The 20088-nt window shown below is 67.3% G+C and carries 21 protein-coding genes; 10 read left to right on the top strand and 11 right to left on the bottom strand.

All coding sequences use genetic code 11. The annotated features are described in order from the left end of the window. Window positions 1–102 precede the first annotated feature (102 nt). From HLH35_RS00005 to ispH, 6 genes are read right to left on the bottom strand one after another with little or no spacing between them, the layout of a single operon-like run. Window positions 103–423 (bottom strand): nucleoside hydrolase, encoded by a 321-nt coding sequence (locus tag HLH35_RS00005; RefSeq protein WP_408870073.1) that lies wholly within the window; start codon window positions 421–423, stop codon window positions 103–105. A 12-nt stretch (window positions 424–435) separates the two neighbouring features. Beyond that, window positions 436–1206, bottom strand: a complete 771-nt coding sequence (locus HLH35_RS00010; protein ID WP_246384738.1) for an ABC transporter permease — start codon at window positions 1204–1206, stop codon at window positions 436–438. Further along, window positions 1203–1940 carry an ATP-binding cassette domain-containing protein gene (locus tag HLH35_RS00015; protein ID WP_182977213.1) on the bottom strand — a complete coding sequence of 246 codons (738 nt, stop codon included), beginning with the start codon at window positions 1938–1940 and terminating at the stop codon, window positions 1203–1205. Before HLH35_RS00015 ends, HLH35_RS00010 begins: the two co-directional genes overlap by 4 nt. Further along, the gene (gene rnhA, locus HLH35_RS00020) at window positions 1937–2461 is read right to left on the bottom strand and encodes a ribonuclease HI (protein WP_182977214.1); all 525 of its coding nucleotides are present in this window, start codon (window positions 2459–2461) and stop codon (window positions 1937–1939) included. Before rnhA ends, HLH35_RS00015 begins: the two co-directional genes overlap by 4 nt. Beyond that, window positions 2451–3416 (bottom strand): homoserine kinase, encoded by a 966-nt coding sequence (locus HLH35_RS00025; protein WP_182977215.1) that lies wholly within the window; start codon window positions 3414–3416, stop codon window positions 2451–2453. The genes rnhA and HLH35_RS00025 overlap by 11 nt, the downstream gene beginning before the upstream one ends. A gap of 15 nt (window positions 3417–3431) precedes the next feature. Then, window positions 3432–4430, bottom strand: coding sequence for a 4-hydroxy-3-methylbut-2-enyl diphosphate reductase (ispH, locus tag HLH35_RS00030; protein ID WP_182977216.1), 999 nt, complete (start codon window positions 4428–4430; stop codon window positions 3432–3434). Window positions 4431–4661: 231 nt separating this feature from the next. Between ispH and HLH35_RS00035 the strand changes: the two genes are divergently transcribed. The 4 genes from HLH35_RS00035 to HLH35_RS00050 all read left to right on the top strand — a co-directional run bounded on the left by HLH35_RS00035 (window position 4662) and on the right by HLH35_RS00050 (window position 10224). After that, the gene (locus HLH35_RS00035; protein WP_182977217.1) at window positions 4662–5261 is read left to right on the top strand and encodes a hypothetical protein; all 600 of its coding nucleotides are present in this window, start codon (window positions 4662–4664) and stop codon (window positions 5259–5261) included. Between the two features lie 95 nt (window positions 5262–5356). Continuing rightward, window positions 5357–7309: an OPT family oligopeptide transporter gene (locus HLH35_RS00040; RefSeq protein WP_246384739.1), complete on the top strand. Its 1953-nt coding sequence runs from the start codon at window positions 5357–5359 to the stop codon at window positions 7307–7309. Between the two features lie 194 nt (window positions 7310–7503). Beyond that, complete coding sequence (locus HLH35_RS00045) at window positions 7504–8499, top strand: LLM class flavin-dependent oxidoreductase (protein WP_182977218.1); 996 nt, start codon at window positions 7504–7506, stop codon at window positions 8497–8499. 48 nt (window positions 8500–8547) lie between these two features. Next, window positions 8548–10224, top strand: a complete 1677-nt coding sequence (locus HLH35_RS00050) for a M3 family oligoendopeptidase (RefSeq protein ID WP_182977219.1) — start codon at window positions 8548–8550, stop codon at window positions 10222–10224. Between the two features lie 127 nt (window positions 10225–10351). Here the strand turns inward: HLH35_RS00050 and HLH35_RS00055 are convergent, their stop codons facing one another. Then, complete coding sequence (locus HLH35_RS00055) at window positions 10352–10864, bottom strand: thioredoxin family protein (RefSeq protein WP_182977220.1); 513 nt, start codon at window positions 10862–10864, stop codon at window positions 10352–10354. Between the two features lie 113 nt (window positions 10865–10977). Between HLH35_RS00055 and HLH35_RS00060 the strand changes: the two genes are divergently transcribed. Beyond that, a complete protein-coding gene (locus HLH35_RS00060; protein ID WP_182977221.1) occupies window positions 10978–11289 on the top strand; it encodes a hypothetical protein in 312 nt (103 codons plus the stop codon). On the opposite strand, the gene HLH35_RS00065 is transcribed toward HLH35_RS00060, so the two are convergent. Together HLH35_RS00065 and HLH35_RS00070 are read right to left on the bottom strand one after the other, a co-directional pair. Next, complete coding sequence (locus HLH35_RS00065) at window positions 11275–12267, bottom strand: SAM-dependent methyltransferase (protein ID WP_182977222.1); 993 nt, start codon at window positions 12265–12267, stop codon at window positions 11275–11277. The genes HLH35_RS00060 and HLH35_RS00065 overlap by 15 nt on opposite strands. Next, window positions 12264–12671 (bottom strand): DUF423 domain-containing protein, encoded by a 408-nt coding sequence (locus HLH35_RS00070; RefSeq protein ID WP_182968443.1) that lies wholly within the window; start codon window positions 12669–12671, stop codon window positions 12264–12266. The genes HLH35_RS00065 and HLH35_RS00070 overlap by 4 nt, the downstream gene beginning before the upstream one ends. Window positions 12672–12719: 48 nt before the next feature. Here HLH35_RS00070 and pip point away from each other — a divergent pair, with 48 nt between their 5' ends. From pip to HLH35_RS00095, 5 genes are all read left to right on the top strand, one after another. After that, window positions 12720–13667, top strand: a complete 948-nt coding sequence (gene pip / locus HLH35_RS00075) for a prolyl aminopeptidase (protein WP_182977223.1) — start codon at window positions 12720–12722, stop codon at window positions 13665–13667. Window positions 13668–13740: 73 nt separating this feature from the next. Next, window positions 13741–14292: a DUF4142 domain-containing protein gene (locus tag HLH35_RS00080; RefSeq protein ID WP_182977224.1), complete on the top strand. Its 552-nt coding sequence runs from the start codon at window positions 13741–13743 to the stop codon at window positions 14290–14292. A gap of 51 nt (window positions 14293–14343) precedes the next feature. Next, a complete protein-coding gene (locus tag HLH35_RS00085) occupies window positions 14344–14919 on the top strand; it encodes a cob(I)yrinic acid a,c-diamide adenosyltransferase (protein WP_182977225.1) in 576 nt (191 codons plus the stop codon). A 901-nt stretch (window positions 14920–15820) separates the two neighbouring features. After that, the gene (locus HLH35_RS00090; protein ID WP_182977226.1) at window positions 15821–16486 is read left to right on the top strand and encodes a coiled-coil domain-containing protein; all 666 of its coding nucleotides are present in this window, start codon (window positions 15821–15823) and stop codon (window positions 16484–16486) included. 73 nt (window positions 16487–16559) lie between these two features. Next, on the top strand, window positions 16560–17033 hold the full coding sequence (locus HLH35_RS00095) for a hypothetical protein (RefSeq protein ID WP_246384740.1): 474 nt from the start codon (window positions 16560–16562) through the stop codon (window positions 17031–17033). Window positions 17034–17051: 18 nt separating this feature from the next. Here HLH35_RS00095 and HLH35_RS00100 read toward each other — a convergent pair whose 3' ends face one another. Both HLH35_RS00100 and HLH35_RS00105 read right to left on the bottom strand, forming a co-directional pair. Beyond that, entirely contained in the window at window positions 17052–18824 is a 1773-nt protein-coding gene (locus tag HLH35_RS00100) for an AMP-binding protein (protein ID WP_182977227.1), read from the bottom strand. A 13-nt stretch (window positions 18825–18837) separates the two neighbouring features. After that, on the bottom strand, window positions 18838–20085 hold the full coding sequence (locus HLH35_RS00105; RefSeq protein WP_182977228.1) for an MSMEG_0569 family flavin-dependent oxidoreductase: 1248 nt from the start codon (window positions 20083–20085) through the stop codon (window positions 18838–18840). Window positions 20086–20088: the final 3 nt, after the last annotated feature.

Here is a 20088-nt window from a genome sequence, read left to right on the forward strand (position 1 = left end):
CGACAGACATGACGTCATCCAGCGCTTTCGACGAAGACAGGCACAACCCGTCAGAAAGCGAAGCTCACAAGCTCAAGACCTCAGAAAATATTAACTTCGCGCCTATGGGGCGAAGCCCTCGGCCGCTTGCAACGATGGGGGCGGCAGGTCGTAGCCATCGAACCCGGTGGTGCCATGCACATGCTCGGCGGTACGCAGCGCCCCCACCAGCGGCCCCGCCGCCCCGGCATAGACCGGCACATCCCCCCGTCCCGCCAGTTCCAGCGCCATCAGGGCGTTTCGCGTGGTCAACGCCAGCGGCACGTTGCCCCCCACCGTCGTCAGCGCCAGCACCTCCAGCTTGTCAGGCGATGCCAGCGCCATGAGGAAAGCGACCGCATCGTCCGGTGACGGGTCCGTGTCGATAATGATGGCGCGCGCCACAATATCCCTCCTTCAATCGGACCGATCGTCCGGCACCCAGTACAGCATCCGCGCCAACGCCCGGTCCACCCCCCACCAGAGCAGTACCGTCATCGTCGCCAATACCAGCAGCGCCGCGAACATCAGGTCGGTCTCGAAGCGCGTATTGGCCGTCTGCATCAGGAAGCCCAGCCCCGACGACGCCCCGACCCACTCCCCCACCACCGCGCCCAGCGGCGCGATCGCGGCAGCCACCCGCAGGCCGGAGGCAAAGGCCGGCAGCGCCGCCGGCAGCCGCAGCCGCAGCAGCACCAGCCCAGGCCGCGCATCCATGCTCCGCGCCAGATCCAGCCAGCCCGGCGGCGTGCGGCGCAAGCCATCGAAGAAGGACGAGGTGATGGGAAAGAAGATCACCAGCACCGCCATCACCACCTTCGAGGCGATGCCGAAGCCGAACCACAGCACCAGCAGCGGCGCCAGCGCAAAGACCGGCACCGCCTGGCTGAGCAGCACCAGCGGCATCATCCAGCGCCGCACGGGGGCCGACGCCATCATCAGCAACGCCAGCACGCCACCGCCCAACGTGCCCAGCAGCAACCCCAGCCCGGTTTCCAGCAGGGTCGTCCCCGCCGCGCCGGCCAGCAATCCACGCTGCGCCCACAGGGCCCGCCCCACCGCTCCCGGCGGCGGCAGCAGATAGGGCGGCACCCCGCCCAGCCGGACGATCCCCCACCACAGCAGGCCCAGCCCGCACAGCGTGCCCACCGGCCGGCCCAGCCGCCCCGCGATTCGCCGCATGCTCATGGCCCCGCCGCATCCAGCATGCGGCGCAGCAGCACCCCCTGGGCATGTAGCACGGATTCCTCATCCGCCGGCCGGGGCACCGCGCCCTCCGGCACCGCAATGCCCGCCACGCGCACCGGGTCACCTGCCATCAGCAGGATTTCCTGCCCCAGCCGGCAGGCTTCCAGCGGGTCATGGGTAATCAGCACCACCGTGCGCCCATGCAGGGTCTCGGCCGCCAGATCCTGCATCCGCGCCCGCGTCACGCTGTCCAGCGCCGAAAAGGGCTCGTCCATCAGCACGACCGGACGATCCTCGTACAATGTCCGGGCCAGCGCCACACGCTGGCGCATCCCACCCGACAGTTCGGCCGGCAGCGCCGTCAACCGGTCGGCCAGCCCCATCCGCCGCAGCAACTCCGCCGCCCGGTCACGATCGGGCCGCCGGCCGCGCAGCCGATCGCCCAGCATCACATTGTCGATCACCCGCGCCCAGGGTTGCAGCAGATCGCGCTGGCCCATCCAGGCCACCCGGCCCGCCAGCCGCGCGCCGTCATCGGCCGCGACCGTGCCCGCCGCCGGGCGATCCAGCCCCGCGATCACGCGCAGCAGGCTGGTCTTGCCCACCCCGCTGGAACCCAGCAGCACGGAAAACACCCCGGCCGGCAATGTCAGGTCCAGTCCGGTGAACAACGCCCGCCCACCATGCGCCACGGCCAGATCCCGCAGCCTCAGCGCAGGTGCCGGTGCCGTCACCGGCGGCGAACGGGATAGGCCAGCCCCAGCGCGTCGCGTGCCGCCGTGGCCAGCCGGTCGACCCGCTCGTTATTCTCGTCACCCGAATGGCCGCGCACCCAGCGCCACTCGACCTGATGACGCTTGGTGATCTCCAGCAGCCGCCGCCACAGATCCATATTGGCAACCGGATCGCCCGATGCATTGCGCCAGTTCCGGCGCACCCAGCCAGTGTGCCAGCGGGTGATGCCGTTGCGCACATATTCGCTGTCCGTGTGCAGCACCACCACACAGGGGCGCTTCAGCGCCTCCAGCGCCTCGGCCGCCGCCGTCAGCTCCATGCGATTGTTGGTGGTCTCGGCCTCGCCACCCGAAATCTCGCGTTCGGTGCCGCGAAATTTCAGCAGCGCCGCCCAGCCGCCCGGGCCGGGATTGGGCTTGCAGCCGCCATCGGTCCAGATCTCGACCGGCGCGGACGCGTTCGGCACATCAAGCTCGAACGCGGCATCGGCCTCGATCGGCCGGTCGGTATCAGACGCCATAGACCGACGCATCCTCCGCCGCACGATGAAAGCGTAGGCGGCGCAGGTAATCGAGCGGGTCCTTGCGCGTCACCATCGCGCCGGGTGGCGTGTTCAGCCAGTCATACAGCCGGGTCAGCAGAAACCGCATCGCGGCCCCCGCGGCCAGCACCGGCATCGCCCGCCGCTCGGCCGGGCTGAGGGGCCGCACCGATTCATACCCCGCGATCAGCGCCCGCGCCCGCTCGGGCACGAACGCGCCATCTTCCTCGAAACACCAGGCATTCAGGCAGATCGCAATGTCGTAGGCCAGGAAATCGGTGCAGGCGAAATAGAAATCGATCAGCCCCGACACCCTGCCATCCAGAAAAAAGACATTGTCGGGGAACAGATCGGCATGGATCTGCCCGCGCGGTAACGCGTCGCCCCCCGGCCAGGCCGGCAGGATCGCGGCCAACGCGGCATCCAGTTCCGCCCCCAGGCCCGGCGACACCGAATCCGCATCCGCCCGGCAGGAATCCAGCAGAGGCGCCCAGGCCGCCGGCCCCAGCCCGTTGGCACGTTCGGCCGTAAAGTCCCGCCCCGCGACATGCAGCGCCGCCAGCGCGGCACCCACCGGCGCGCAATGCTCCACCCGCACGTCGCGCGGCCACACACCGGGCAGAAAGGTCGTGATCGCCGCCGGCCGTCCGGCCAGGCTGCGCAGGGCATCGCCGTCGCGCCCCGCCACCGGGCGCGGACAGGACAAGCCGTGATCAGCCAGAGCCCCCATCAGCCCCAGGAACCAGGGCAGATCGGCGGGATTCACCCGCCGCTCGTACAATGTCAGGATAAAATCGCCGTCCGTGGTCCGCAGGACGAAATTGCTGTTCTCGACCCCTTCGGCAATGCCCCGATAGGCCGTGAGTTCACCGATATCGTAGAGGGACAGGAACGCCCGCAGCGCCCCGTCCGACACATCCGTATAGACCGCCATGCGAACCGGGCCTGATCAGCCCAGCGGCGCCGGCAGGCGGAAGGTCACATTCTCTTCCTTGACCGTCCGTTCCTCGATTTCCAGCGTGAAATGCTTGGCCAGCGCCGTCACCATTTCCTGCACCAGCGCCTCGGGCGCCGAGGCCCCGGCGGTGATGCCCAGCGTGTTCACCCCGTCCAGCACCGACCAGTCCAGGTTGCTCAGGCGCGGCACCAGCAGGGCACGCGGCGCGCCGGAGCGTTCCGCCACCTCGCGCAGGCGCTGGGAGTTGGAGGAATTCGGCGAGCCGATCACGATCACGAGGTCGCAGCCCGGCGCAATGGCCTTGACCGCTTCCTGGCGGTTGGTGGTGGCGTAGCAGATATCCTCGCGCTTCGGCCCCTCGATCAGCGGGAAGCGGCGGCGCAGGATCTCGACGATCTCGGCAGTGTCATCGACCGACAGCGTGGTCTGGGTAATGAAGGCCAGGCGCGTCGGATCGGCCGGCTGCACGGTCCGGGCCTCTTCCGCGTCATTGATCAGGGTCACCGCGCCGGCGGGAAGCTGGCCCATCGTGCCCACCACTTCCGGGTGTCCGGCATGGCCGATCATCAGGATGTGACGGCTCTCGGGGCCGCCATCGGCGAAATGACGCTCGGCCTCGCGATGCACCTTGGAGACCAGCGGGCAGGTCGCATCCAGGTACAGCAGGTTGCGCCGCTCGGCCTCGGCCGGCACCGTCTTGGGCACGCCATGGGCCGAGAACACGACATGCGCGTCGGCCGGCACCTCGTCCAGTTCCTCGACGAAGATGGCACCCTGCGCTTCCAGCTCCTCGACCACGGTCCGGTTATGCACGATCTCGTGCCGCACATAGACCGGCGCGCCATAGCGGCGGATCGCTTCCTCGACCACGCGGATCGCACGATCCACCCCGGCGCAGAAGCCGCGCGGCCCGGCCAGAAGAACCTTCAGCGACCGCATGGGCGCCTCAATGGGGGCGGAATCGGAGGTCTGAATCATCTGGTCGGGCATGGTGTTCCCCAAACGGCCGGCGAGCGGTATAGGATACGGGCCGGGGGCAGCGACCGGCCGGCCGCGCATCCCGGTGCTGGTCCGGCCCTACGCAAACCGGGGCCATGGCGCAAGCCATTTTCCTGTAACCCCGGTGCATTTGGACATACCCGTCCAGCCGGAGCCACACAAGCAGCCCGTCCACATGGCGGTCCCCGCAACCATGACCAAGCACGAGACCCCGGAACCCGCATGACCTCCCGCATGACCATCGCCAGCCCGAGCGGCCTTCGCCGCTTTCGCCCCGCCCATCTCAGCGGCCTGGCGATCCTGCCGCTCGCCATGTCGCTGGCGGCATGCACCCTGGACAATCCGGATGCCTTCGCACCGTCCTGCCCGATCGTCGAGGTCCCCGGCGCGGCCGCCGACCTGGTCGCCTTCACCGGCCCGTCGCACGATATCGGCCATCTGGCCTCCCGTGCCAGCGTGACGCGCGTCACCGGCCAGTGCCACAAAGGCCAGGGAAAATCGGCCTCGGTCGTCGCCGATATCAGCCTGGGCCTGAACGTCACGCGCGGCCCCGGCGCCGGGCGCACGCTCGAAATCCCGTATTTCGTCGCCGTGGTCTATGGCGACGAGATCAAGAACAAGAAGCAGTTCACCGAGACGGTGCAGTTCCCGGCCAACGTCACCCAGATGCTGACCCATACCCGCATCGTGCCGATCACGCTGCCGGTGTCCAAGCATGTCACGGTCGACGGCTACCGGCTGGAAGTCGGCCTCCAGTTGACGAAAGAGCAGCTGGAGTACAACCAGACCCACCTGATCGCGCCGACCTTCCATCACATGTGACCAGCAAACGGCCACGGGCCCACAGCCATGCCGGCAGCCGGCGCGCCCGCGGCCTTCACCGACAGACCAAGCGATATTAGCGACATGAAGACAGCATGACGGACACCGCCCTTTCCCAGACCGCGCCCGCCCTCAGCCAGCGGGAAATGACCCTGCGCGGTTTTATCCTCGGTGCCCTGATCACCATCGTCTTCACCGCCTCCAACATCTATCTGGGGCTCAAGATCGGCCTGACCGTCGCGTCGTCGATTCCGGCGGCCGTGATCTCCATGTCCGTATTGCGGGCGATGGGCGGCTCCACGATCCTCGAAAACAACATGGTCCAGACGCAGGCCTCGGCGGCCGGCACGCTGTCCTGCGTGTTCGTCTCGCTGCCCTGCATGATCATGATCGGCTACTGGCAGCATTTTCCCTATCTGGAGACGACGCTGATCACGCTGGCCGGCGGCATGACCGGCGTGCTGTTCACCGTTCCGCTGCGCCGGGCCATGGTGACCAACAGCGACCTGCCCTACCCGGAAGGCGTCGCGGCGGCCGAGATCCTGAAGGCCGGGTCCGAAAGCGGCAGCCCCGAGAGCCTGCGCGCCCTGCTGACCGGCGGCATCCTGTCGGCCCTGGTCACGTTCGCCACCGGCGGGCTGCGCCTGCTGGCCGACGGCGCGGCGCTGACCGCGACATGGGGTGGCGCCATCTTCCGCGCCTCGACCGGCTTCTCGCTGGCCCTGCTGGGCGCGGGCTACCTGGTCGGGATCGCCGGCGGCCTCGCCATGCTGATCGGCACCCTCATCGCCTGGGACGTCGCGGTCCCGATCCTCAGCGTCAGGTTGCCCAATCCCGGCCATCTTGCCGCCGGAGATTTCGCAACCCAGCTCTGGACGCACAAGGTGCGATTCCTCGGGGCCGGCACCATCGCCATTTCCGCCATCTGGACCCTGGCCCTGCTGGCGCGCCCGGTCGCGGCCGGCATCCGCGACATGATGCACGCCCATGGTTCGGACGACGAGGACGGCCGCATGCGCGACCTTACGCCGCGCACACTCCTGCTGCTGACCGGCCTGTGCCTGGCCATCCTGTTCGTCCTGTTCGTCGCCTTCCAGTATCCCTTCGCCCATGGCGGCGCCATCGTCACAGCGGCGCTGGCGGCGGTCGCATTCTGCGCCCTGTTCGGCTTCCTGGTCGCCGCCGCATGCGGCTACATGGCCGGCATCGTGGGGTCCTCCTCCTCGCCGCTGTCGGGCATCGCGATCATCGCCATCGTCCTGGTCGCGTCCTTCATGCTGGTGCTGGAACCGCTGGGCGTCCTGCCCACCGAGATGTCGGCCAACAGCCGGCACCTGGCCGTGGCCTTCGCGCTCTATATCCTCTCGGCCATCGTCGCCTCCTCGGCCATTTCCAACGACAACCTCCAGGATCTCAAGACGGGCCAACTGGTCGGGGCCTCGCCCTGGCGGCAGCAGGTGGCGCTGCTGGTAGGCTGCGTCAGCGGCGCCATCGTCATTCCGCCGGTGCTGGAACTGCTGTACCAGGCCTATGGCTTCGTCGGCGCCATGCCCCATGCCGGCATGAATCCCGACCATGCGCTGCCGGCCCCGCAACCCGCCCTGCTGACCACCATCGCCATCGGCATCTTCCAGCACCAGCTCGACTGGACCATGATCCTGATCGGCATCGCACTGGGCGTCGTGCTCATCGTCACCGACCTGGGCCTGCGCCGCATCGGCGGGGCCCTGCCGCCTCTGGCGGTGGGTATCGGGCTGTATCTTCCTCCTGCGGTCAGCGTCACGCTGGCCATCGGCGCCATCATCGGCTGGGCCTGCTCGCGCGGCGCCCGCCAGGCCGAAGGCGGCATTGCCACCATGCTGGCCTCGGGCTTCATCGTGGGCGAAAGCCTGACGGGCGTGCTGCTGGCCGGTGTTGCCGGCGCCACCGGCCGCGACGACACGCTGGCCATCCTCTCGCCCGACGCGACCACGCTGCCGTCGGTGCTGGGATTCCTGGTCTTTGCCGCCATATGTGCATGGTTCGGCCACCGCATCCGCAAGGCCTGATGGGACATGCGCGCTGGCGGCGATCCGGCGCGCGTTTTCTGCGCTCCGATGCTCACGGCCATCAAGGCCGCTCCGCTTCGGTGCTCGAAAACACACGACGGCCGCGGCCCTGACGGGCCGCTCTCGCTCACCAGCCCACATGTCCCATCAAGCCCTGAGAGCGTCGACACGAACGGCAAAAGGAGTTTCGGACGTTGATCCCCTTCTCGGTCCTCGACCTGTCCCTGATCGTTCGTGGCAGTGACGCCGCCACCGCTTTTCGCAACAGCCTCGACCTCGCGCGCCATGCCGAGGCGCTGGGCTTTCACCGCTACTGGGTGGCCGAGCATCATGCCATGCCGGCCATCGCGTCGGCGGCGACCGCCATCCTGATCGGCCATCTGGCGGCAGGCACGCAGCATATCCGCGTCGGCGCCGGGGGCATCATGCTGCCCAACCATGCCCCTCTGATGGTGGCCGAACAGTTCGGCACGCTGGAAAGCCTGTTCCCCGGCCGGATCGACCTCGGGTTGGGCCGCGCCCCCGGCTCGGACCAGGAAACGATGCGCGCCCTGCGCCGCGATCCCACCAGCGCCGATCGCTTCCCTCAGGAAGTCGCCGAGCTGCTGCATTATTTCGCACCACCCCAGCCCGGCCAACGTGTGCAGGCCGTGCCCGGCGCGGGCATGGATATCCCGGTCTGGCTGCTGGGATCGTCGCTGTTCTCGGCCCATCTGGCGGCCCATCTGGGCCTGCCCTTCGCCTTTGCCTCGCATTTCGCGCCGGACATGATGGAAGAGGCCGTCACGCTCTACCGCCAGCGCTTCACCCCATCCGCCCGGCTGGCGCAGCCCTACGTCATGCTGGGGCTGAACGTGGTGGCCGCCGACACCGATGCGCAGGCCCGGTTCCTGTTCACCTCGCACCAGCAGCAATTCGTCGCCCTGCGCCGGGGCCGGCCCGGCCAGTTTCCGCCACCCGTTGCCGAAACAGAGGGACTATGGACCCCGGCCGAACAGGCCGGAATCGACCGGGCACTGGCCTGCGCCGTCGTGGGCGGCCCGGAAACCGTGCGCACCGGCCTGGCCCGCTTCATCGAACGCCATCAGCCAGACGAGTTGATGATCGTCGGCGCGATCCACGACCACGCCGCCCGCCTGCATTCCTTCGCCCTCGCGGCGGCGGCGCGGCACGCGCTGGCCGGGGCTTGACCGCACAGGACCGTGGACGGGCCGTATCGCGAATGCGATGATGCAGCCATGTCCATCCAATTCGCCGACCTCACTTTCTCCACCCCCTCCGCCGAAAGCCTCGATGCGGCCTTCGGCGCCGTATCCGCCCTGCTGGATGAAGGCGACCGCGCCCAGGCACTGGCCCGCTTCGACGCCGAACGCCGGGCCTATGACAGCTGGGCCTCGATGGTCGCCCTGCGCTTCTCCCAGGACACCACCAGCCAGCAGGCCCGCACCGATCGCGACCTGGCCGACCGCCTGACCCCGCACGTGACCGAGCTTGAAGTCGCCATCAAGCGCCGGCTGCTCGACGATCCCGACCGCACAGGCCTCGCCACCGCCATCGGCACCCACACCGTCCGCCTGTGGGAAACCGACATCACCACCTTCGACCCGCGCATCCGCGAGGCCCTGGAAGAAGAAGCCCGGCTGGGCGCCGACTATACCGCCCTGCTGGCCGCCGCACGCGTGACGGTGCAGGGCCAGACGGTCAATCTGTCCGGCCTCGCCCCCTTCGCCGAACATCCAGACCGCGCCGTGCGCCACGAGGCCGAGAAGACGCGATGGGATTTCTTCGCCGCCAACGGGCCCGAACTTGACCGGATCTACGACCAGCTGGTCCAGGTCCGCCACGGCATGGCGCGCACACTGGGTTATGACAGCTACACCCCCCTGGGCTACCGGCGGATGCGCCGCGTCGATTACGGGCCGGAAGAGGTCGCGCGCTTTCGCGACGACGTGCTGACCCATGTCGTGCCGCTGGTGAGCGCAATCATGGAAAACCGCCGCCTGACCATGAACTGGGACCGGCTGCATTTCTGGGACGAATCGCTGATCGACCCGCTGGGCAACCCGAAGCCGGCCGGCGACCACGACCTGCTGCTGGAACGCGCGCAGACCATGTTCGACCGCATGGGCGGCGATCTGGGCATGTTCTACCGCCAGATGGTCGAGGGCGGCTTCCTGGACCTGCGCAATCGCGAGGGCAAGGCCGGCGGCGGCTTCTGCACCGCCTTTCCCAGCATGGGAATGCCCTTCATCTTCGCCAATTTCAACGGCACCCAGCACGACATCACCGTCTTCACGCACGAGATGGGCCACGCCTACCAGAACTGGAAGAGCCGCGACCTGCCGGGGATCGACCTGCTCTGGCCGACCATGGACGCCGCCGAGATCCATTCGATGGCGCTGGAATTTCTCACCTGGCCGCAGATCGACCTGATGGTCGAGGACGGGCTGGCCGACCGCTTCCGCCGCATGCACCTGATCGGCTCGCTGAGCTTCCTGCCCTACGGCGTCTGCGTCGATCATTTCCAGCACGAGGTCTACGCCAATCCCGACATGACGGCCGCCGAACGCCACGAAACCTGGCAGCGTCTGGAAAAGCTGTACCTGCCCTGGCGCGATTACGGCGACCTGTCATGGCCCGCCGGTGGCGGCCGCTGGCAGGCCCAGGGCCATATCTACCGCTCGCCCTTCTATTATATCGACTACACGCTGGCCCTGTGCTGCGCGATGCAGTTCTGGCTGCACAGCCGGGCCGACCAGACAGGCGCGATGGCAATCTATGCCGATCTCTGCGCGCTGGGCGGCTCGCAGCCCTTCACCGGCCTGGTCGACGCCGCCGGGCTGATCAGCCCCTTCAAACCCGGCACCCTGGCCGACATCGTGCAGGAGGCCGACCGCTTCCTGCACACGCGCTAAAGGCTGCTTGCAAAGTTACCCTGCCGGCGATCCGGCGTGCCGCTTTGCGGCACTCTCACTCGGCAGGCCGACTTTTCAAACAGCCTTTCGAATTAAAAAAAGGCGAGGAAAACCCCCGCCCTTCCATTCAGGCCCCGCGGCCGTTCCAGCCTGCCAGCAGATCAACGACCGCCTGGGCCGACATGCGCCGCGCATTACCCAGTTCCAGCGTACCATCCGGGTTCAGCAGCCGCCCCTGCGGCGTGACGATCAGCACCGTGGGCACGGCCTTGATCGTCACCCCATAATGCTGCGCGATATCCAGGTTGGTATTGATCCGCCCGACATTGACCATCACGGTAACGAAATGCGCAGCCACCCAGGGCGCGACCGAGGGCAGCGCCAGAACACCCGACAGCATCCGGCAATCCGGGCACCAGTTGCCGCCGAAATCGATCAGCACATTGCGGCCGGATTCCTTGGCCGTCTTGAAGGCGGCATCGACCTGCGCCTGCGCGCCCTCGGTCGGCCCATAGGGGGCGGCGACCGGCTTCGGCGTTTCCTGCCCCACCTGGGGCACGGGCGGCAGGTCGGCCAGGGCCGGGGTGGCGGCCAGACCGGCCATCAGGACGGTCAGGGGAAGAAGGCGGCGCAGAAGCATGAAATTCGGTCCATGAAGCCAAGGATGAACAAGGCATAATATCAGGTTAAGATGGATCTTACGCGGCGAAAGCCATACAGATCCATCATGACGATAAAAGGATCTTCTCCCGGATGACAGAGGCCGCGCAACCCGGCATCGCCCGCACCCTGATCAAGACCGCGGCCATGGTGGCCGTAACGGCCGGCCTGATGGCCACCCTGCGCTACAGCGCCCATGTCGCCTATCTGGTCGATCACATTGCCGGGACACGGCTGTGGAGCAGCCTGTACGGCATGACCGGCGCCTCGGACGCCGAGGCCCGCGAACGGCTGATCGTGATAGGGGTCGCCGTTGCCTGCTTCCTGCTGGCCCTGCCGATCGTGCAGGGCGGCGAATGGGCGATCGACCGGCTGCGCGCGCACCGGGCCTCAGCCCGGCGGTAACGGCCCAGCCTGGGCCGCCGCATCGCGGTCCCACAGAAACGTCAGCTCATGCTTGTTGTGCCACAGATGCAGCACCCGCCCCCCCGGAATCGCGGCGAAGGCGACGGCTGTCTCGTGGTCCGTGGTGCCCTGGAACTTGATGGTCATCACGATGCGCCGCGCCGTGCCGCCCGCGATCCAGCGCTGCGCCAGCGCCAGCAGGCGCGTCGGGTAAGCGATGATGTCGGAGAACATCCAGTCCACCGCCCCCAGTTCGGCGGGCTCGATCCCGAACGCGCTTTCCCGGCGCAGCGTCACCCCCGGCATCGCCGCCACCTGTGGTGCCAGGTCCGCACGATCCACCGCCACCACGTCCGCCCCACATTGCGCAATCGCCCAGGTCCACCCGCCGGGCGACGCCCCCAGATCGACGCAGCGTTCACCGGGCATGGGCCACGCACCCAGCCGGGCGCAGGCTTCCCATAATTTCAGATAGGCGCGCGAAGGCGGCCCCACCCGATCCTCGACAAACGGCACCATCCCGTTCACGAAGGGCGAGGATTTGCGCGTCGACAGCAACAGCATATCCGGCGCCAGCAGCGTCCACCCGCCCAGATGCCCGGTGGGCGCCGCGGAGGGAAAGACCAGCGGCCGGGCGGCCACCGGCGGCAGGCGGTCGGCGATCAGCGTCGCGCGACGGTGATGGCGCACGGCATGACAGGCCCAGTTGCGCTGCCGGCCGCGCAGCAGCGCCACCGCCGCACCGATCGAGGCGATGGAGTGGATCTCGGGCTCCAGCCAGATATCCAGCGCCCATGCCGCCGCAACCGGCGGGCTGGCCGAAAGCGCCAGCCGCCCATGCCACGCCATGATGTCCGCGCCCTGCCGGCCCAGTTCCTCGGCCAGCGCGTCCTCGAACCCTTCGGCCGCCAGATAGGCCGCACGCACGGGGTGCGGCAGCACGACCGGCGCCTCATCGCCATGAACAGGTGCGGTCATCGGCGCAGCCCGTCCACCGCCAGCAGCAGCCACGCCAGCATCAGCAGGCTGCCGCCCGTGGGCGCAACCGGGCCCAGATGCCGCCCGGTCACGCCGGTCCAGCCGACGGCACCGCTGAACAGCACCACCCCCAGCGCAAAGGCGGCGCCGGCCAGCAGCAGCGGCACCCGCCGCCCCCGCACACACAGCAGGATGCCGACCGCCAGCAGCGCGGGCGCGTGCCACATGCCCATCTGCACCGCCTCGCGCGCCAGCGCGCGGCCGGAAGAAGCGGCGAACATCGCATCGGGCAGGTGCGCCGCCAGCGCGCCGCCCGCCACCGACAGCAGCCCCAGCAGGCCGCCTAGCGAGAGGAAAAGCCGGGCCGCACGCGGCACCGAATAAGGAGAACCAGACAGTGTCATCACGACCGGCAGTCTAGCCGGGCGCCCCTGTTGCCGTATAGTCGCCCCATGCCACGCCACGACCTGTTTCCGGACATCGCGCCGTACGAAAGCGGCACCCTGCCTGTCGGCGACGGGCACGAACTTTATTGGGAACAGGCGGGCAATCCGGCCGGCCGGCCGGTCCTGTTCCTGCATGGCGGCCCCGGCGCAGGCAGCGGGGCGGTCCATCGCCGCTTCTTCGATCCCACGCACTGGCGAATCGTGCTGTTCGACCAGCGCGGCGCGGGCCGCTCGCGCCCGCACGCCTCGGTGGTCGCCAACACCACGCCGCACCTGGTGCAGGATATCGAGCGCCTGCGCACGGCGCTGAATATTCCAGACTGGCTCCTGTTCGGCGGCTCATGGGGCTCGACGCTGGCATTGTCCTACGCCCAGGCCCACCCCGAGCGGGTGCGCGCGATGATCCTGCGCGGGATCTTCCTGGGCCGGCCGAGCGAACTGGACTGGTTCTTCCACGGGCTGGCCCAGGTCTTTCCCGACGCGCATGCGGCCTTCCTGTCGCACCTGCCCGAGCATGAGCGTCACGATCCGCTGACGGCCTATTGCCGGCTGCTGTTCGACCCCGACCCGGCGATCCACCTGCCGGCGGCGCGGGCCTGGTCGGGCTATGAGGGCACATGCTCCACCCTGATCCCGGCCCCCGCCGCCGTCGCCGGCTTCGCCCGCGACCGCGCGGTGATCGGCCTGGCGCGGATCGAGGCCCATTATTTCCGCCACGGCCTGTTCCTGCCGCCGGGCGGCCTGCTGGGCCATATGGAGCGGATCGCCCATATTCCCGGCATCATCGTCCAGGGCCGCTACGACATGATCTGCCCCTGCACCTCCGCATGGGACCTCGCCCATGCCTGGCCCGGCGCCACACTCAGCCTGGTGCCCGACGCAGGGCATTCCGCGCTGGAACCGGGGATCCGCCGGCGGCTGGTCACCTGCGTCGAAGAGATGCGCACACTCTAGCAGCATCGCCCGAACCCCTTGGGGATGCCCACGTTGGACCTGTATCCGCCATGCCGGAAAGGATCGGGGACCAATGACGAAACATGATCGCTGGATGCTCTTCACGGTGCTGCTGCCGCTGGCCGCCTGCGCCACCGCACCGAAACCCGCACCCGCGCCGCCGCCGCCTGCCCTGACCGAGACCGACGCCACGTTCATCGAAAAGGCCGCCCGCAGCAACGATTTCATCATCGCGACGGCAAAGCTGGCCGCCACCCAGGCCCGCAATCCGCATGTCAAGGATTTCGCCGCCCGGCTGGTCTCCGACCACACAGCCAGCCAGGACCGGCTGAAGGCCATCGCCGACCGGCATGGCACCACCCTGCCCGACGATCTGAACACGGACGAGGAACATGTTCTGCACAGTCTGAAGGCCGAAAAGGGGCGTGCCTTCGACCGCGACTTTACTGCCCTGCAGATCGCGGGCCACAATGATGCCGCCCCGCTGTTCCAGGCCGAAGCCGCCAGCGGGTCCGACCCGGCCCTGAAAACCTACGCCACCGACATGCAGGCGGCCATCCAGTCCCATCTGGACATGGCCAGGACATTGGGCCAACACGGGCACCATCGTCGCCCGCATCACTGACCGGAACGAAGCCGCAGCCGGTCCCCCGACCATGAGGAACCGACACGCACCATGAGCATCCGAATCGATCGCATCGTCACCCGCGGCGGCGATGGCGGGCAGACCTCGCTGGGCGACGGAACGCGGGTGGACAAATCCTGCGCGCGGATCGAGGCCCTGGGCGCGGTGGACGAGGCCAATGCCACGATCGGCGTCCTGCGGCTGCATGTGCCGGCCTCCTCGCCCGATGCCGCCTGCCTGGCGCGCATCCAGTCCCTGCTGTTCGATATCGGCGGCATCCTGTGCGTGCCGGAATCCGGACCGGCCGATACCGACAATTTTCGCGGCGGCGACGCGGCGGTCGCGTTTCTCGAACAGGCGACGGAACGGCTGCGCGCCTGCCAGGCGCCCCTGCGCAGTTTCGTGCTGCCAGCCGGCAGTCCGGGCGCCGCCCACGCCCATCTGGCCCGCACGGTGGCCCGCCGGGCAGAACGCCAGGTCGTGACGCTACGCCATGCCGAACCCGTCAGCGCGTCCGTCCTGCGCTGCCTGAACCGGCTGTCCGATTATCTGTTCGTGCTGGCCCGGCACCTGAACAATGACGGGCAGGACGACGTACTGTGGCATCCCGGCAGCCCGGATATCTGAGAGCCCGACCGAAAATGCGCGCTGGCAGCGATCCAGCGCGTGTTGCCTGCGCTTCGGTGCTCATGGCCATCAAGGCCACTCCGCTCCGATGCTCGGAAACACACGCCGGGCGCGGCCCCTTGGGCCGCTCTCGCTTGCCAGCCCACATTTTCGGTCAGGCTCTGACAGCGGCGCGCCTATCCGGGCCCACGGGGTCTCCATTTTTTCAAATCACGTCGGCGCGCCCGGCATCGCCATTCCGGCGGAATACAGGATCGGACTAGACATCACGGAAACGTGATGTTTATTATCCCATCAATTCCAGAACCCGGGGGAAAGACCAAAAGCCCCCTGCTTCCTCCCACGTCCCCTCGGCAATCAAGCAGGAAATACCCTACCCGTCCAAAATCATCGGGATTTACGCAATAAACAATTACAATATCCCAATGCGATATCAAAAAGATAAAAGACAAAGAAGAAAACATCACTTAAAAAAGAAACATAATTCCATGATGAACACAAAAAACACACAATCTATCCATTCAACACGACAATATTCGTAATTATTTACGACAATTTAATTCTAAGTATTGCACAATGGTGAAATTTTGCACATGCGGTATCAATTCAGGGCAAAGCACCGGAAGAACATGCGATCAGCCCGGCCTTGCATTTTCTTCGGGAAAGAGAGTATATGAAACTTATTGGATCAAATTCTCTTATCCATAATGCGCTGCGCACTCACCGGTTCCGAACCGGTTGCCTGCCTGAAACCGGCGGTCGGTCATTCCGGCGCGGCGCAACAACAAGAACAGTTTCCGTTTCGTCCGGAATGAAATGAACAAGACAAAAAAAACGCCCCCACACCGGCATATTTTCAAACATTCCCCACGATTTTCATCTCCTCTTTGAGAGACACCCCATGTCCGCATCCTATAACGATACCTTCCCCTTTTCCGCAGATACCGAACAGCCCGACATCGACAATCGCGATGAGGTCAACGAACAGGCGCTGCGTCTCGCCCTGTCCCGTCTCGGCTCGAAACAACCCGCCCCCGCTTCCTCCGCCCCATCGGCGCCCCGCGCCAACGCCCGTCCCTTCGATGCGGCACAGCGGCGGCGGAAATTCGTCCAGGACGGCGATGTCCGGGTCGAACATCATGTCCTGAACCGCCCCACAGCCCGCGCGATGCATGCGCCGCAGGACGATGGCGGCGAAATCGAGCGCCTGCGCCAGCAAGTCAAGCTGCTGCAAAAGCAGCGTGACGATGCCGACCGCGCCAGCCACGATGCCCAGACCAGCCTGCGCTCGCTGGAAACCCGCATCGGCCATGCCGATATCATCCTGGCCGAAGCCCAGGCCGGACTGGCCAGCCGTGACGAGGAAATCCGCGCCCTGCGATCCAGCCTGTCCACGGCCCGCGCCGAAATCGCCCGCCTGACAGAGGAGCTTTCTGCCCCCAGGACGCGCGCCGCGGCCCCCCAGCCGCCCAGGCCCGCACCGGTTCCCCGTCCCCGCCGCGCCCTGGCCCCCGAGGTGATCGAGGACGAACCCGAGCCCGTGAAATGGTGGATCAAGAAGAAATAAGCCCGATCATCCGGACAATACGGCCCGTTCGCGCGGATTGGCGCGCCGGCCCTTGATCCGCGACACGCGGACCATGCCCCGTCTTTCCATCATGCTTGAACGGCTCGCGATCGTCCTGGTCATCACCAGCATGGCCGGCGCGGCCGCAATCCTGATGATGGCGCCGCTGGTCAACGGGCTTTTCCTGCTGCTGCGCGATATTTTCGGCATCCTGTTCCTACCCTTCTCCTTCCTGTTCGGCATGGCCGGACAGACAGAGCATGCGCGGGTCATGGGCAATGTCGTCGGCGGCATGGGGATGGAACTGCTCTCTCACCCCCTGCGCACACTGGCCGCCGCCATCGCCAGCGCCGCCAGCGCCGTGCTGTTCGTCGTGGCGCTCAGCGCAGCCGGCCGCATCGTCATGGCCGCCTCGCTGGCCGCCGGGCTTCTGGCCTTCTGGCTGGCCGGCACCGCGACGGGAATGATCCTGCTGCCCGGGCTGATAATCGAAATCCTGTACCTTCTGCGCCCCGCCCGCCCCCGTGGTGCCATGCCGGGCGAGTAACGATTATGCGCAGTCGCGTCAGGCCGTCGCCAGCACCTTGCGCATGATCTTGCCCGATCGCGTCGTCGGAAGCTGCTGCACGAACAGCACGTCCTTCAGCCCCACCCATCGGCCCATGGCGCGCCCGACCCGTTCCACAATCTCGGCCGTCCAGCCTGGCTGTACCGGCCACGAGGCAGGCACGACATAGGCAACCGGCCTCTGCCCCCGCAACCCGTCGGAGACAGCCGCCACGGCGCAGCCATGCACGGCAGGATGGCCGGCAATGATCTTCTCGATCTGGACGCCGGAGACCCGCCGCCCGGCCACCTTGATGACATCGTCCGATCGCCCCAGCATATGCACGGCCTGATCGTCCGTGATCAGCCCTTCATCGAACGTGCGGTAACAGGCCCCATCATCCGCCAGATACGGGGTCGGCGGCCGAAGTGCTCCCTCTTTCCAGATCCCGGCGAGGCAACCCGGCGGAAGCGGCAGCGCCAGCAGGATTTCCCCACTCTGCCCGCCCTCGACCGGCGGGCGGACACGCGGCGAAAAACCGGGCGCGGGCCGCCCGATATCCTCCATGAGGGCCGGAGGGGCGCCCTCGGCCAGTCCAAAGAAATGCGCGGTGATGCTCCACCCGGTTTCAGTCTGCCACCAGTGATTCACCACCGGCCGGCGGAAAGACGACCGCGCCCAGTCCAGCAACGCCGGATCGGCATATTCCCCGGCGACAAAGACCCGCTTCAACGCGGACAGATCATGGCCGGACAGGTCCGCCCCACCCTGGCGCATCACGCGCAACTGCGTCGGCGTGGTGAACAGGCACCGGACATCATGCGCGGCGCACAGCCCTTGGATCACGGCAGCAGAGGGGCACCCTTCCACGATAACGCTGGTGCCCCCACTCAGCAGAGGCGCGTAGACACCATAGGAATGCCCGACCACCCAGCCGAGATCCGACGTGGTGAAGAAGCAATCGCCCGGCCCGCAGCCATAGATCAGTTCCATCGACAGGCTCAGCGCCACCGCATGGCCGCCATTGTCGCGGACGATCCCCTTGGGCGTTCCCGTCGTGCCGGATGTATGGAGAATATAGAGCGGGTCCTCGGCCCGCACCGGCACCGGGGCCACGGGCACGTGCCGCTCCAGCGCATGAAAATCATGATCCCGCGCCGGCTCGGCCCGCATCGGGCAGGCCGCGCGCTGCACGATGACGCAGCCATCGGGCACATGCCCGGCTCCGGCCAGCGCCTCGTCCAGCGTCGTCCGCACAGGCACGGCGGTCCGCCCCTGAAAACTGCAACTGGCCACGACGAGGATCTTCGGCGTCACGTCATCGATCCGCCGCGCCAGTTCCGCCGCCGCATAGCCGGCGAAGACCACGACATGCACCGCGCCGATCCGTGCACAGGCCAGCATCGCAATCGCGGTTTCCACCATGCAGGGCGCCGCGATCAGAACCCGATCCCCCTTGCCGACACCCAGCGCGCGCAGGCCGCCCGCAAACCCCGCGACCCGGCGCCGAAGCGTGGCATAAGACAGGATCTGTGTCTCCTGCGTCGCGCAGGAATGCCAGACCAGGGCGGGCTGCTCCCCGCGTCCGGCCGCGACATGCCGGTCCACCGCATTGTGGCAGCTATTGAGCGTGCCGCCGGCAAACCAGTCATGCCACCCGTCCGCACGGGGCCGGCAGGCGGTCACGGGCGCCCGCTCCCACGCAATGCGCCGCGCCGCTTCCAGCCAGAACCCGTCAGGATCGGTCGCGGCCGCGTCCCGCATGGCGTCATATGTTATCCACGGGAGCATGGCGCGTCTCCTCTCAGGCGATGGGGATCTCTTTGCCGGTGATCTGTCCGGCAAGCCACGCGGCATCACGCGAAATGCCGGAAAACCGGCCAGACCCCCAGGTGTGCAGCCACGGCAGGCCCAGGAAGTAGAAGCCCGGCGCACCGGTCACGCCCCGATCCCACACCGGCTTCGTGGCCCCATTGAAGACCGGCACGTCGATCCAGCGATAATCCGGCCGGAACCCGATGCACCACAGGATGGCGGTAATCCCGGCGGCTTTCAGGTCCAGCGGCGCATTCTCCGCAGCAGGCTCCCACACCGGCACATACGGGGCCTCGGTCGGCGCCTCGATCCCCGCCCGCGCGATATGCGCGTCAATGGATGCCTTGATGTCGGCATTGGTCCTGTCGGCATCGTCCAGATTTTCCCGCAAATCGGGCAGGAAAAACGCGACCTCGTCACGAATGGTCTCCAGCGTACCGTGCAGGCCCACCCCGTCCTTCGCGAACTGCCGCAGATCCAGATCATGCCCGCCATTGCGACCGGTGACGTAATGGTTGGTCTTGTCGCGCGCCCCATCCCGCAACGGGTGCCTGTCCACCGTCAGGTCGTAGAACTTCATATCCGCCAGCCAGTCCACCACATCCCGCCCGCGATAGAAGCGCGAGACACGCGGCGCGCTGCCGACGCACAGATGTACCTTGCGGCCTTCCAGATGCAGGTCCTCGACGATCTGCGCGCCGGACTGCCCGCTGCCCACCACCAGCACCGCCCCCTCGGGCAGTTGCGCGGCATTGCGGTAATCCTGCGAATGAATCTGGACAATCGCGGGATCGATCGCACCGGCATAGCCGGGGATCACGGCGTCATGATAGGCGCCGGAGGCAATGACGACGTGCCGCGCATGCCAGATTTCATCATTGGTCACCACACGATACCCGCCCGCTTCATGACGGGTAACGGAGGTCACGCGCGTATGCTCACGCAGCGGCGGCGCAAAAGAGTCCCGGAAAGACCGCACATAATCGACGATCTCGCCCTTCACCATGAAGCCATGCGGATCATCCCCCGCATAGGGGTGGCCCGGCAGCCGGCACTGCCAGTTCGGCGTGACGAGGCAGAAATTGTCCCAGCGTTCGTCCTCCCAGGAATGGCAGGCCGTTCCCGCCTCCAGCACCACATGCGCCACGCCCTCGCGGCAGAGATACCAGCTCAGGGAAAGACCGGCCTGCCCCCCACCGACAATGACGACGGGAATGGTTTTTTCATTCTGTGACATAAG

Origin of the sequence: Gluconacetobacter asukensis (genome assembly GCF_014174375.1) — a bacterium.
Lineage (GTDB): Bacteria > Pseudomonadota > Alphaproteobacteria > Acetobacterales > Acetobacteraceae > Gluconacetobacter > Gluconacetobacter asukensis.